11 protein-coding genes are annotated in these 13,771 nt (G+C 40.7%); 1 reads left to right on the top strand and 10 read right to left on the bottom strand.

From position 1 onward, the window contains the following. Positions 1–211 precede the first annotated feature (211 nt). From ptsP to GOP56_RS20295, 8 genes are all read right to left on the bottom strand, one after another. The gene (ptsP, locus tag GOP56_RS20330) at positions 212–1,939 is read right to left on the bottom strand and encodes a phosphoenolpyruvate--protein phosphotransferase (protein WP_068792732.1); all 1,728 of its coding nucleotides are present in this window, start codon (positions 1,937–1,939) and stop codon (positions 212–214) included. Between the two features lie 17 nt (positions 1,940–1,956). Next, complete coding sequence (locus GOP56_RS20325) at positions 1,957–2,217, bottom strand: HPr family phosphocarrier protein (RefSeq protein WP_003335290.1); 261 nt, start codon at positions 2,215–2,217, stop codon at positions 1,957–1,959. Between the two features lie 31 nt (positions 2,218–2,248). Beyond that, positions 2,249–4,129, bottom strand: a complete 1,881-nt coding sequence (locus GOP56_RS20320) for a PTS fructose transporter subunit IIABC (protein ID WP_163246455.1) — start codon at positions 4,127–4,129, stop codon at positions 2,249–2,251. 17 nt (positions 4,130–4,146) lie between these two features. Next, positions 4,147–5,058 carry a 1-phosphofructokinase gene (gene pfkB, locus GOP56_RS20315; RefSeq protein WP_163246454.1) on the bottom strand — a complete coding sequence of 304 codons (912 nt, stop codon included), beginning with the start codon at positions 5,056–5,058 and terminating at the stop codon, positions 4,147–4,149. After that, on the bottom strand, positions 5,055–5,810 hold the full coding sequence (locus GOP56_RS20310; RefSeq protein ID WP_003339174.1) for a DeoR/GlpR family DNA-binding transcription regulator: 756 nt from the start codon (positions 5,808–5,810) through the stop codon (positions 5,055–5,057). Before GOP56_RS20310 ends, pfkB begins: the two co-directional genes overlap by 4 nt. 514 nt (positions 5,811–6,324) lie before the next feature. Then, positions 6,325–7,587: a PTS ascorbate transporter subunit IIC gene (locus tag GOP56_RS20305; protein ID WP_003335296.1), complete on the bottom strand. Its 1,263-nt coding sequence runs from the start codon at positions 7,585–7,587 to the stop codon at positions 6,325–6,327. A 62-nt stretch (positions 7,588–7,649) separates the two neighbouring features. Further along, complete coding sequence (locus GOP56_RS20300) at positions 7,650–7,916, bottom strand: PTS sugar transporter subunit IIB (protein ID WP_003339177.1); 267 nt, start codon at positions 7,914–7,916, stop codon at positions 7,650–7,652. 44 nt (positions 7,917–7,960) lie between these two features. Next, positions 7,961–8,401 (bottom strand): PTS sugar transporter subunit IIA, encoded by a 441-nt coding sequence (locus GOP56_RS20295; RefSeq protein ID WP_003335298.1) that lies wholly within the window; start codon positions 8,399–8,401, stop codon positions 7,961–7,963. A gap of 402 nt (positions 8,402–8,803) precedes the next feature. On the opposite strand from GOP56_RS20295, the gene GOP56_RS20290 reads away from it, so the two are divergent. Next, complete coding sequence (locus GOP56_RS20290; RefSeq protein WP_163246452.1) at positions 8,804–11,377, top strand: glycosyl hydrolase family 18 protein; 2,574 nt, start codon at positions 8,804–8,806, stop codon at positions 11,375–11,377. Positions 11,378–11,752: 375 nt separating this feature from the next. On the opposite strand, the gene GOP56_RS20285 is transcribed toward GOP56_RS20290, so the two are convergent. Together GOP56_RS20285 and GOP56_RS20280 are read right to left on the bottom strand one after the other, a co-directional pair. After that, complete coding sequence (locus tag GOP56_RS20285) at positions 11,753–12,811, bottom strand: hypothetical protein (RefSeq protein ID WP_163246450.1); 1,059 nt, start codon at positions 12,809–12,811, stop codon at positions 11,753–11,755. 245 nt (positions 12,812–13,056) lie between these two features. Then, positions 13,057–13,716: a DJ-1/PfpI family protein gene (locus GOP56_RS20280; protein WP_163246449.1), complete on the bottom strand. Its 660-nt coding sequence runs from the start codon at positions 13,714–13,716 to the stop codon at positions 13,057–13,059. Between the last annotated feature and the right edge of the window lie 55 nt (positions 13,717–13,771).

Below are 13,771 nucleotides of genomic sequence, written 5' to 3'. Positions count from 1 at the left end.
TTTTTACCAAAAAAGTAGATATTTAGATTTTTTAATAAAAATTGATAGTACTCACCTATAAATGTAAACGATTATCATTATCAATACAAGAGAAAAAAGGCAGATTTTGCATTTTTTCTGTAAAATCTCTACAAAAGTTAAAATATCCTAATTTGATATAAAAAAAAACAGACCATTGAGAGTTATCTCAACAGCCTGCTTCATGTTTACCTTATAACTTGTCCAATACATTAACCTTGATATAGTTACGAATTTCTTCGCCGCTTTCTAGGCTAAGTACATGCTCAGCTACTGCTTGAAGTTCTGCATAGCTTAGTTGTTTTAGCATATGACGTGCACGCAATACAGTAGGTGCGCTCATGCTAAATTCATCAAGTCCAAAGCCAAGAAGGATTGGCAATGCATACTCTTCCCCTGCCATCTCTCCGCACATACCAGCCCACTTGCCTTCTTTATGAGCCGCATCAATCACGTTTTTAATCAAACGTAATACCGCAGGGTTAAACGGATCATACAGATAAGAAATTTGTTGGTTCATACGGTCGCATGCCATGGTGTATTGAATTAAATCATTTGTACCAATACTGAAGAAGTCAGCTTCTTTTGCCAATTGATCAGCAATGACAGCCGCTGCAGGAATTTCAATCATCATTCCCACTTCTATCTCCTCGTTAAAGGCAATACCTTTATCGCGAAGCTCTGCTTTCACTTCTTCTAAAATTGCGTTTGCTTGACGCAGCTCTTTTAACGTAGCGATCATTGGATACATAATTTTAATGTTACCAAATGCGCTTGCTCGTAAAAGGGCACGCAATTGCGTTTTAAACAAGTCCACTTGATCTAAGCAAATGCGGATCGCACGGTAGCCTAGGAACGGATTCATTTCATGTGGCAATTGCAAGTATGGAAGCTCTTTATCTCCACCGATATCCAACGTACGAATGACTACAGGACGGTTGTTGTCCATCGTAAGCGCTACGGCTTTATATGATTCAAATTGTTCTTCCTCAGTCGGGAAGTTATCACGGCCCATGTACAAGAATTCTGTACGGAACAAACCAATACCTTCAGCGCCCGCTTTATCAGCTACTTCAGCGTCATGAGGATTTCCGATGTTCGCAACTAATTCAACATGATGACCGTCTTTAGATACAGATGGCTCATTAATTAATTGTGCCCAAGCGGCTTTTTGTGCTTCGTACTCTTCTAGTTTTTTCTGGTACGTAGCAATGAGCTCTTGTTCAGGGTTTACGTATACGTCACCTGTCTCACCGTCAACAATCAACATATCGCCGGTTTTAACTTTCTCAGTGATATCGTTAAGACCGGTAATCGCAGGGATTTCCATCGTGCGTGCCATAATCGCAGAGTGAGAAGTCCGACCACCAATATTGGTTACAAACGCTTTCACTTTGCTCTTATCAAGTTGTGCGGTATCGGATGGTGTCAGGTCATGAACAACCAAAATTACTGGTTCTTTGGAGTCACCAACCAAAGTGTCTTCCACACCTAGCAAGTTCTTTAGAATTCGTTGACTTACATCACGTAGGTCTGCCGCACGCTCGCGCATATACTCGTTGTCCATGCTCTCAAACATGCCAACAAACATGTCGCGAACATCTTCTAAAGCTGCTTCAGCGTTCACTTTATCATTCTCGATGTTACCTTCCATTGCTCCAACGAATTCTGGATCTTCCAAGAACAGTTGGTGAGCCTCGAAGATTTTTGCTTCTGCTTCCCCAATGTCGCGAAGCGCTTTTTGCTTAATCGCTTCTAATTGGGAGTTGGTTTTATTCAAAGCCTCTTTCAAACGCGCCACTTCAGCAGGCACTTGATCCGCTGCAAGCGTTTTACGTGTATAAGAGAGGGTTTCTTCTACCTTTACCAAAGCTCGACCAAGAGCGATCCCTTGGGCTGCTGCAATACCTTTACAAAGCAAGACGGATCATCTCCTAACTATTCTTTTGCACTTTCTAGGATCGCGCCCAATTCCTCTAGAGCTTGAGCTTCGTTATCGCCACTTACTTCAAGTACGATTTCATCGCCTTTTTTCGCTGCAAGTGTCATAACACCCATGATGCTTTTGCCGTTAATTTTTTTAGTGCCTTTAATTAAATTTACATCGCAAGAGAAAGAAGTTGCTTTTTGTACGAACATTGTAGCCGGGCGAGCATGCAAGCCAGCAGGGTTTTGAATTACGCAAGTTTTTGTTAACATGGAATATTTCTCCTTTTTCTCGTTAAATTAGTTATTCATGAACTTCTTTTTTTAGTATATTGATCATCAAGGCAGTAATCAATGTCCCTACCAAAATTGACACAATATACATCCCAACATTACCTACAACTGGAAGAACAAACATTCCCCCATGAGGAGCTGGTAGTGTACATCCAAAGAACATCGACAAGCCACCTGCTACAGCGGAGCCCAGAACTGTTGCTGGAATTATGCGTGTTGGGTCTGCTGCTGCAAACGGAATTGCACCCTCCGTGATGAAGGAAGCTCCTAAAATATATGCGGTTTTACCTGCTTCTCTTTCCTGTGCAGTAAATTTCTTTTTAAACAAAGTCGTTGCCAATGCAATTCCTAGCGGGGGTGTCATGCCGGCCGCCATAATTGCTGCGTGCGGGCCATAGTTTCCTGCTGCAATCATAGCGATACCGAATGTAAACGCCGCTTTATTCACAGGACCGCCCATATCAACAGCCATCATAGCACCAACTACAATACCAAGAATGACAGCATTCCCTTGTCCCATATTACTTAACCAATCAGTTAACCAGTTATTAAGCGCTGCGACCGGTTGTGAAATAACACCAAGCATCACTAGACCTGTAAGCAAGATACCAAACAACGGGTACAACAGAGTTGGTTTAATACCCTCAAGAGACTGTGGTAAACCAGAGAATGCTTTTTTCAATCCTACCACCAAATAGCCGGCAAGGAAACCTGCAATTAATCCACCTAAAAATCCAGAGCCTGTTTCCGCGGCTAGCCATCCACCAACTAAACCAGGGGCTAAACCTGGTCGATCAGCAATACTCATGGCAATATAACCCGCTAAGACAGGAATCATCAGTTTGAAAGCGGAACCACCACCGATGTCACTCAACAGCTTGGCAATCGGGTTAAAAGTGGGGTCATCCGGTTTGGCTGCATTTATCCCAAACATAAAGCTAATAGCGATGATGATACCTCCACCAACCACCAATGGCAGCATGTTGGATACACCGCTCATTAAATGCTTGTAAAAACCTGATCTGCCTGACTTATCTTCAGAGGAATCTGCGGAAGACGTTGACGTGCTACCTTGGTAGATGGGGCCATCTTGATTTACTGCTCGTGTAATCAAGTCCTCTGCCTTACGAATTCCATCAGCTACCGGCACCTCAATCACTACCTTGCCCTTAAACCTGTCCATTTCGACCTGTTTGTCAGCAGCAACGATTACCGCATCTGCCTGTTCAATCTCTTCAGATGTCAATTTATTCTTTGCACCACCGGAACCATTTGTCTCTACCCGGATGGCTATGCCCATTTCTTCTGCCTTCTTTTTCAAGGCATCGGCTGCCATATAAGTATGAGCGATTCCTGTTGGACAAGCTGTCACAGCGACAACTTTTACTCGTCCTGTTTCACCTGGTAAAACAGAGGGCTCCTCTACATTATGACTTTCCTTTTCTTTTCTCGCAATCATTTTTAATAATTCTTCCTTGCTCGTAGCCTGAGTCAATTCATTTCGGAAGGACTCGTCCATGAGCATTTCAGACAGATGTGCCAAGGTTTCTAAGTGCGCCTGGTTAGCATCGGCAGTAGCTGCAATCATAAAAAATAAATGCGATTTTTGTCCGTCCAATGCATCGTAATCTATTCCTTCACGGGAGTAGCCAAACGCAATACTTGGTTTTTTTACCGCCTCAGTTTTGGCATGCGGAATGGCAATTCCTTCACCAATTCCTGTTGAAGCATGGGCCTCACGGGCTAAGATTGCTTCTCTCATTCCATCTTTATCGTTCAGGCAATCTGCTTGATCCAATTGGTCAATCAATTCTTGAATGACCTCTGCCTTGGAGGTTGCAGATAGTTGCATAACAATAGTATCTGCTCGCAGCATGTCTAAGATACGCATTTCTTGTCCCCCTGGTTCTATATTTTTGCCACTCGGATGGTTGGCAAGTATTTCGCGATAGTCGTTGGTGTACAAAAACCTTCGGACAAAGCTGTTGCAGTACCACAAGCAATCGCAAACTGAAAAGCTTCTGCCTCTTGCATCTGCTCGCATGTAGCGTATAAAAAGCCTGCAACCACCGAATCCCCTGCTCCAATCGAATTAACTGGCTTACTCTCAGGAAATTCGGCAACGTAAGCGCCTTCTTGGTTTACAAAGACTGCTCCTTTACCTGCCAATGAAACAATGACATTCTCAACTCCCTGATCAATTATGCGCTTAGCATACTGATAGGCTTCCATTGGTGTGGCGATGGTTACTCCAAACAATTCGCCTAGCTCATGATGGTTGGGTTTAATAAAAAATGGTTTTTTGGTTATACCGCTTTTTAAAGCATCTCCGCTAGCATCTAGTGCAATTTGCAAACCTTTCTTTGCAAGAACGTCCATCATTATTTCGTAGGTGTCACTTTTTAAGCTTTTAGGCACGCTTCCTGCTAGCACTAAATAATCATCTTTGTGCAAACATTGGATTTGGCCCATCAATTGCGCAAACGCTGCTTCTGGAATCTCTGGGGAAACACCACTGATATCTGTTTCTGTCTCCGCTTTCATCTTGACGTTAATTCGTGAATCTCCCTCTACTTTGATAAACGAAGTGGATATATCAAGCGCTTCCATCTCTTGAGCAATAAATTCACCTGTAAATCCACCAATAAATCCGAGGGCCACCGATTCTTTTCCTACATTCTTTAATACCTTGGAGACATTAATTCCTTTGCCTCCAGCCATCTTGATTTCTTTTGTTGCTCCGGTAATTCTTCCTACTTGCAAGCTTGGCAACCAGATGTGATAGTCTATCGAAGGATTAAGACTTACCGTATAAATCATAATTTCACCACTTTGCATCTTGTTAGTTTTCTTACTTTCTCTGCTTCTGTCGGATTTATGCGATCATCTGTAATAATCATCGCTTCACTGATATCCGCTACTTTAGCAAACGTCACCTCTCCATACTTTTGTGAATCACACAGCACATACTTCTCATCTGAATAAGAAAGCGCCAATTGCTTAATATAGGCCTCCTCTGGATCAGGAGTAGTAAAGCCATGTGTCAGATCAAAGGCATTCATACCAAGGAAGCATTTATCAAAGCGATATTGCCCCATTCCAGTGGCAGCCCCTCTCCCAATCACGGCCATCGTACCTGCTTTTAGCTCTCCGCCGATTAGAATAACCTTGCAATCATATTGGCGGGCAGTCAGGGCAATATTAAGACCGTTCGTAACAATTACGATTTGTTTAGCTGTGATGTGGTGAATCATCTGTTCTGTTGTCGTACCTGCATCTACATAAATGGAATCCTTATCCTTGATGAGAGAAGCAGCATAAGCAGCAATCGCTACTTTTTCTTGTTCACTTTTCTTTACCTTTTCTAGCACAGTCGGTTCTTCAAGTTTGCGATGTAAGATGGATGCTCCACCATGAACGCGCTTTAAATAACGCTTTTCCTCTAATTCGCTTAAATCTCGACGAATTGTGGATTCAGATGCATTCGTGGTATTTACCAGTTCATGAACAGTAACGACTTCTTTTTCTTTGAGTAAAGCCAAAATGAGCTGATGACGTTCTGGAGTTAACATTCTATTGTCGCTCCTTTAGTAAAAATCACACAATTGATCGTTTGTGATTAATACTCGATCGTTTTTAATTGTTTGTGATTGTTTTTGATTATATACATAATTCTTCTACAAATCAACGGTAAGCTCTTACAAATCTCGTCCATTTCTTGACAGCTACTTTTTTCTTGCACAAACCCGTGCTGACTTCTATTTTTCATTTGCAAAAAGAACGATGTTTTTGCACAATTTGCAGGTCCATTTTATAGCCTTTGCACAGTTGCCTATTATAATAGGAAGAAACTCGGTTTTTCTGATCAAAAAAATCGCTTTCGTCATCCGTGAATAAAGCGATTTCTCTTCCTTTGCACTCTTTAATTTATGCCCGTATTTTACTCAGATTTTGCAAACTTCATCCAAAAAATACCTTCCTCTAATCAATATACATTTTATATGTAGGATTTTGGGCTTTCCCCGATGAAAAAGGCTAGTTTCACCTAAAGCGAAACTAGCCTTCCTTATTTGTTTACTATTTTATCTATTGAAACAAGGTAATCATTTTTCCAAGAATAATCCCTACAATTCCAAAGTCAGCGTCGCCGAATGTAGAACCCTCAAAGCCTAGACCACCTAGTACAGGTAATAATAGGGCTGGCAAGAGAGAGATCAATAGTCCATTTACAAAAGCACCGATGATCGCACCTCGTCGTCCACCTGTAGCATTTCCATAAACACCGGCCGCAGCACCTGTGAAGAAGTGACCAACAACACCAGGTACAATAACCTTGAGCCCAATCACTGGCAGGATAAACATGGCGATTAAGCCTGCCACAAAACTAGATAGGAAACCAATAATCACAGCGTTTGGTGCAAATGGGAAAATAGTTGGGCAATCGAGAGCTGGTTTTGCATTTGGTACAATTTTATCTGCAATCCCTTTAAAAGCAGGAATAATTTCTGCAATCAGCATACGTACACCAGCAAGCACGATATACACACCGGCTGCAAAAGTGATTGCTTGAATAAAGGAATATACAATGAAGTTTTGACCATTAGATAGTTGGCTCTCGATAAAGCTTTGTCCAGCAAATGGTGCAATAATCAAATACAAGAGCGCCATCGTCAAAGAGATAGAAATCGAGGTATCACGCAGGAAGCCAAGAGATTTTGGAACTTTAATATCCTCGGTGGATTTTGCTTTATTACCAAACTTTGCCCCAATAAAGCCCGCTGTTAGATATCCAAATGATCCGAAATGACCCATGGCGAAATCGTCCGAACCAGTTACTTTACGCGTATATGGTTGCGTCATTGCTGGAGATAAAACCATTAAAGCTCCCAATAAAACTGATCCAATAATAACTAACGGTACACCTGTAAAACCACCTGTGGATAATACTGCGGATAACAGACAAGCCATGAACAGCGTATGATGCCCCGTTAAGAAGATATATTTAAACGGAGTGAAGCGGGCAAACAAAATATTTGCTACCATACCAAAGAACATGATCATCGCTGTTTCTTTCCCAAATGTTTGTTGGGCAATGGCTACAATCGCCTCGTTATTGGGAATAACCCCGTTAATATGAAAGGCTTCTGTGAATATTTTGCTAAAGGCATCCAAAGAGCCAATTAAAATACTAGCTCCACCACCTAGAATAATAAAACCCATAGTGGTTTTCAAAGTGCCTGCGATGATATCAGCTATATTTTTCTTTTGGAGCAACAAGCCGAATAAAGCGAAGAGTCCGACCAAGATTGCAGGTGTTCCTAAAATATCATTCATCAGAAAGTCTAGCATGGACAATCCCTCCACTTTTCTTTTTCATGGTGCCATAAAGAGGAATCCAAACACTTCTAGCTTTAGAAGTGTTTTTTCAGGACTTCACGAATTTCGTTCTGATCCAGAATGTTGGTTAGGCCTTCAACAACACGTGAACCATCTTCAAGATTACCCACGATATCTTTAGAGCCTAGATACAGATCAGCTCTCTCTGTTTTACTAGAAGCCAAGTCGGTATGGGATACCTCCGCTTCAACGCCTAGCTCTCCTAAGATTTTTTTCACGTTCATTTCCACAATGAAGCTACTTCCTAGACCGTTTCCACATACAACTAAAATCTTTTTCATACTTAATTCCTCCTCAAATGTCATTGTTATATTTACTGATTGTTTTAAACCTGAATAAGCTGAAGAATCTCTTCAATAGAATCTGTTGTTAACAGGATTTGTAAAGAATTTGGATCAGATAATACTTCTGTCAATTGAGATAGTGCACCCAAATGGGAGTCATTATCCGTAGCTGCGAGCACAAAGAGCAATCTTACCCGATGCTCTGCTTTTTCTGAAAAGGAGACCGGTTTATGACATTTCAGAAAGCTCATGCCTACTCTGTTGACGCCGTTCTCAGGACGTGAATGAGGAATAGCAATGTCTGGCGCAATCACTACATATGGCCCCAGCTCCTTCACATTATGGATCATAGCCTGAATATAGGAGTCTTGAATGCTCCCATCATCTAGTAACGGTTGAGCAGCTAGACGTATCGCATCCTCCCAAGTAGGAACCTCCTCAATAACTTGAATGCGGTCTCTGGTTAATAGTTCACGTAGCATGGTGATCCTTTAACCTCCTTCCCCATGTTCCAGTGCTTCTTAGTGCTTCATCCTTATTGGAACCACTTTTGCACCTAACTAACAAAATTAATGTTAGCGCTTTCTATAGATATTTTATAATTATATCAATCGCTTTATGGCTTTATTATATCGCCTAGCTGTTGAAAGTTTTAGTCCAAATGTTCGTTATACATTTGTGCAAGAATTAGACTGAAATTGTACAAATCATTGCACGAAACTATACCCAGGTCTTTCCTCCCTTCTTTTTGCAAACTGTTTCATTTCACGAAATTACACTTTTCATTTATTTCAGACTATTGTATATTTAAACGAACCAATCTAATATAACAACAATGATATGAACTGACCTAAGTAAAAAATGAAAGTTAGGAGATGAGAAAGATGTATCAACGCATTCCTACTGCTCATTCAGTCAGAAAATTCAATTTCTTGTTGTTAGCCTTCGTTCTTTTTGCAAGTATTTTCCCGGCTATTCTACCAGCTAGCGTCTCTGCTTCGCCGATCTGCTCTGCTGTCTGGGATAGTAAAACAATTTACACCAGTGGACAACAAGCTTCCTACAAGGGTCATGAATGGACAGCAAAATGGTGGACACAGGGTGAAGAGCCAGGTACCAGTGATGTGTGGCAGGATCTTGGCGTTTGCTCTACTAATCCCACTAATCCACCTGATCCTTCTAATACTCCTCCTACCGTACCTACCAATCTAGCTGTAACAGCAAAAACCTCCACAAGTGTTTCTCTCACATGGGCTGCTTCTACCGATGATAAGCAAGTGATAGGCTATACGGTTTATTATAACGATAATTTGCAAGCGGTTACAAAAACCAATGCTACGATCACCAATCTGACTCCCAATACCACTTACACATTTACAGTAAAAGCAAAAGACAATCAAGGCTTGGAGTCTGAGGCTAGTCAACCGTTAAAAGTCACTACAGATACAGACACTTTACCACCTGAGCCAGCCACCCCTTGCCGTCCAGCAGGTCTATATGATTCTGGCGTAAAAAACATTCCTTATTGCCAAGCATATGATCAGGATGGACGTGAAAAGCTAGCCAATGATTCTAAACGACGAATAATTGGCTACTTTACAAGCTGGAGAACGGGGAAAAATGGACAATCCAAATATTTAGTCACCGATATTCCGTGGAAAAGCCTAACACATATCAACTACGCTTTTGCTCATGTTGACAGTAATAACCGCGTATCTGTTGGTTCCCCCACTGATCCAACCAATCCAGCGCTAGGCTTAACTTGGCCAGAGTATCCCGATGCCCTAATGGACCCATCCCTGCCATATAAAGGACACTTCAATCTGCTAACACAGTGGAAGAAAAAAAATCCTGGTGTAAAAACCCTTATTTCCGTTGGAGGATGGGCTGAATCAGGAGGATATATTGATGAGAATGGAAAGCGAATTGCTTCTGGAGGCTTTTACACGATGACGACTAATGCAGATGGCTCCGTCAATCAAGCGGCAATTGACACATTCGCTACCTCTGCTGTTGATTTTTTACGCAAATATAATTTTGAAGGAATCGACATCGACTACGAATACCCAACTACAATGAATCAAGCCGGCAATCCATTAGATTGGCAATTTTCCACTCCTCGCTTAAAAGGACTAATGACAGGCTATAACGCCTTGTTAAAAACCTTGCGAGTGAAGCTGGATCAGGCATCTTCTGAGGACGGTAAATATTACATGCTAACCATAGCCTCACCTTCTTCTGCCTATTTGTTGCGTGGAATGGAGTCTTTCCAAGCTTTGAAGTATCTCGACTATGTGAATGTGATGTCCTATGATCTTCACGGGGCTTGGAATGAATTCGTTGGTCCTAATGCTGCATTATTTGATGATGGCAAGGATGGAGAGTTAATTAAATACAACATTTATAACACGCCTCAATATGGCGGCATTGGCTACCTCAATACAGATTGGGCTTACCATTACATGCGTGGGATGATGCAAGCAGGACGAATCAACATCGGAGTTCCCTATTATACTCGTGGCTTTCAAAATGTTGTGGGAGGAACAGATGGGCTATGGGGAAAAGCTGTAGGTAAAAATTGCCCAACTGGACTAACCGCTTGCGGGGATGGCGCCACAGGAATTGATAACATCTGGCATGATAAAGATGAGAATGGAAAAGAGGAAGGGGCAGGCTCAAATCCAATGTGGCATGCCAAAAATCTCGAAAAGGGCATTGCTGGCTCCTATTTGAAGGATCATGGGATTGTAAATCCAGTGTTGACTGGTACCTATAAGCGTAACTACGATTCTACTCTTGTTGCCCCATGGCTTTGGAATGCTGAGAAGAAAGTTTTTCTATCTACCGAGGATGAACAATCTATCGGCGCCAAAGCAGATTATGTTATAAAAAATGGGATTGGCGGCATTATGATTTGGGAATTGGCAGGTGACTACGACTGGTACAAGGATCGCAATGAGGGTAAAGGAGAATACCACATGGGTTCTACTTTAACCAAATTGATGCATAGTAAATTTTTAGTAGCAACTCCATATGATGTTTCAAATAGTAAAACCCCGCTACCAGCCGATAAACTAGCCCTAAAAATAGAAGTCACTGGATTTCAACTAGGAGATCAAAATTATCCAATCAATCCTACGCTAAAAATAACCAATAACAGTAATCTAACTATCACAGGCGGCTCCGTCATTGAGTTCGATGTTCCTACTTCTACCTCAGCCCAATTTAGTAGCTATAGCGGGGATAGTGTAAAACTAATCTCTGCTGGTCATACGGGGCCAAACGTCGGTGGATTAAAGGGTGATTTTCACCGTGTGGCAGTCACTATTCCTACTTGGAAATCAGTAGCGCCTGGACAAAGCATAGATATGAGCATCGTTTATTACGTGCCTATCAGCGGTCCTACAAATTATACCATTACAATTGACGGCAAAAAATATGCGGTTACTGATAAGTAAGGACATGGGTGCTTTGGTTGATATGACTACGTTTGGAAATAAAGGAGTTGATTTGAGCTTAGTCTGAATTGGCTCCCATAAAACCAACTAGCCGGTATTCCTGTATGGATTACCGGCATTTTTTTATTCCTAACTGCTATTTTTGTTAACAAGCCATAAAGTCTTTCCTTATGAAAGGTAGAGAAAACCGAGCTGCAAGCATGTCCCAGCATAGCCTTATTGCGCTGTTGGGACATTGCTTTATGATTCTTTTAACTGTACTCAGGCTCCATTTCCTCTAACAACTTCTATTAAGCTTCATTGGATGTTTCAAAGGATGTTTCAAAATTTCCTTTTCATCTCAGAAGGAAAATTATAGTCTTTCCACCTAGTAGGCTAGTTTTTCTCTATAATTGGATATATCTCAATGATCCCCTGAAAGGTAGTCATATAAGGTTTTTTTAATTGATCAAGGGCAAGCGCATCAGCCAAGATTTCTTCATTCCTGTTAGCAAAAACAAATAAAAATTGACGTTGTTCGTTTTTATAGATGTCAGATAATATCTGATCTTCTATATTAATGGAGGTAGCTTGATTTTTAGTTACAGGAACATTTTTTGCAAGTAGGCTTGTATTCCCAAATTCATCTGCCCAAATTATATCGAGCTTTGTATCATATGGTAATGGCTTTACTTGTAACCCTTTCACTTTCTTTGTAGTGTATAGCTTATTATTCCTATTCATGTATTTCGGTTCAGCGAACTTATCCCCCATCCAGGATAACGTAGGGAGTAAAGAAATATTTTGCGTGTCATAATTTTCAGGTAAAGAGAATTCTTGTTTAGCAATTATCTCTTTCGTTATTTGAGAATCCATTCCATTTGAGACAAAAAATCGCACTAAGCCAAGATTTCCACCGTTATATCTTTCTAATTGATTAGAAATAGTTATTGGAAAAATAGTTAATTCCTTATCGCCTGTTGTTGAAAATGGAATCGATACAGGTAGCTTTACTGTGGTATTGCTCTTTACCGTTACTTCAATTCCAATTTTTTTATCATAACCATCAATATTAATTGGTATGTTTATGTTCCCCTGATAAGCAAGTAGCCTGTATCTAATATCTTTTTTTGAATTATTATCAAGAATAAATGTACCTGTTATTACATTAGATGAATGTATATCAAGAAACGTATATTTTTCATCCTGTACCTTTATTTGACTTTTCCATCTTTCATCTGGAACAAACCCCGTTGCAGCAGTAAAAGAAGAGGATTCAACAGGGCTATTATGTAGTAAAGTATGTTCACTTTTGGAAAATTTTTCACCCTGAATAACCAAAATATCATCTTGTTTATATTTAACATGTAAATACTCTTCATTTGAGCAAGCTGTAAGCATCAAATTTAACATTAACACTAACGATAGGAGCATCCAATAATTCTTTATTTTCATTCGTACAGAATACCTCCCATTTCAAAAAGTTATTTAACTTACATAGAAGTTTTTCTAAACGTCACCAACCATTATTAGTGGTACTTTCTAGCGCTTAGAATATATATTATCACTTCATTTTCAATTAAATCACCCCTCTTATTGTCAAAAAATATAAGCCACCCCGCTTTTTAGCTTGGTGGCTTCATATTGATTCGAATAGACTTTGGCAATAAAATATACCTCTCTACTCCAACCTAATTACCCTAACACTCAAAATATTCAATATCATCCTTGTAGTTGTCATATGCTACTTTATACTCCATAACGCGAGCTACTTCAGAAATAAAGGTTTCATCATAGCCTGCTCTTCTTAACAAATGAAAGCCCATTTCCATGCCAGAAGCAATCCCGCCTGCGGTTATAATTCTACCAGTATCAACTATACGAGCACGACTGATTTTGCAAGCTGGTGCAATTTCAGCTAATCGATCGATTGGTACCTTGCCCATGTCCGTAGCCTCCAAATGATCTGGCTCTTTACGATTTGTTGCAGGGATACCATCCAAAAGCCCCATTCTGCCGTAAATCCATGAGCCTGTACATACACTTGTAAGCAGAGTTGTTTCAGGAAGAGATCGAATGTATTGGTGTAGTCGCTTATTATTCGTTTCCTGTCGGGTACCAAAGCCACCAGGAATTAAAAAGGCATCCAAATCGGGCATGTCATTGAAGCTGTAGTTAGGGTGTACAGTTAATCCCGCTTGAGTTTGAATTGGTTTCATCGCGTCTGCTACAAGAAAAACATCCAATTCAGGGTCAAATCTTCGTGCTACCGAAAATACGCCGTAGGGAGCTGCGTAATCAATAACCTCTGCGTCTTTAAAAATGTACACGCCTAATCTAAATCCTTGTTTTTTGTTCATGTTTTGTTTCCTCCTTTTGGATCAGTCTGCTTTTGAAATAGTACTTTCTTCTGTA

Origin of the sequence: Brevibacillus sp. 7WMA2 (assembly GCF_010748895.1) — a bacterium.
GTDB classification, from domain to species: domain Bacteria; phylum Bacillota; class Bacilli; order Brevibacillales; family Brevibacillaceae; genus Brevibacillus_B; species Brevibacillus_B halotolerans.
Note: the sequence above shows the minus strand (reverse complement) of the source record. Positions and strands in the feature narration are given on the sequence as shown.

Excerpts from the sequence above, each read along its gene's own strand:
- GOP56_RS20285 (WP_163246450.1), bottom strand. The coding sequence starts at position 12,811 with ATGAAAATAAAGAATTATTGGATGCTCCTATCGTTAGTGTTAATGTTA.
- GOP56_RS20280 (WP_163246449.1), bottom strand. The coding sequence starts at position 13,716 with ATGAACAAAAAACAAGGATTTAGATTAGGCGTGTACATTTTTAAAGAC.
- GOP56_RS20325 (WP_003335290.1), bottom strand. The coding sequence starts at position 2,217 with ATGTTAACAAAAACTTGCGTAATTCAAAACCCTGCTGGCTTGCATGCT.
- GOP56_RS20320 (WP_163246455.1), bottom strand. The coding sequence starts at position 4,129 with ATGCGTATCTTAGACATGCTGCGAGCAGATACTATTGTTATGCAACTA.
- GOP56_RS20310 (WP_003339174.1), bottom strand. The coding sequence starts at position 5,810 with ATGTTAACTCCAGAACGTCATCAGCTCATTTTGGCTTTACTCAAAGAA.
- GOP56_RS20300 (WP_003339177.1), bottom strand. The coding sequence starts at position 7,916 with ATGAAAAAGATTTTAGTTGTATGTGGAAACGGTCTAGGAAGTAGCTTC.
- GOP56_RS20295 (WP_003335298.1), bottom strand. The coding sequence starts at position 8,401 with ATGCTACGTGAACTATTAACCAGAGACCGCATTCAAGTTATTGAGGAG.
- GOP56_RS20305 (WP_003335296.1), bottom strand. The coding sequence starts at position 7,587 with ATGCTAGACTTTCTGATGAATGATATTTTAGGAACACCTGCAATCTTG.
- pfkB (WP_163246454.1), bottom strand. The coding sequence starts at position 5,058 with ATGATTTATACGGTAAGTCTTAATCCTTCGATAGACTATCACATCTGG.
- GOP56_RS20290 (WP_163246452.1), top strand. The coding sequence starts at position 8,804 with ATGTATCAACGCATTCCTACTGCTCATTCAGTCAGAAAATTCAATTTC.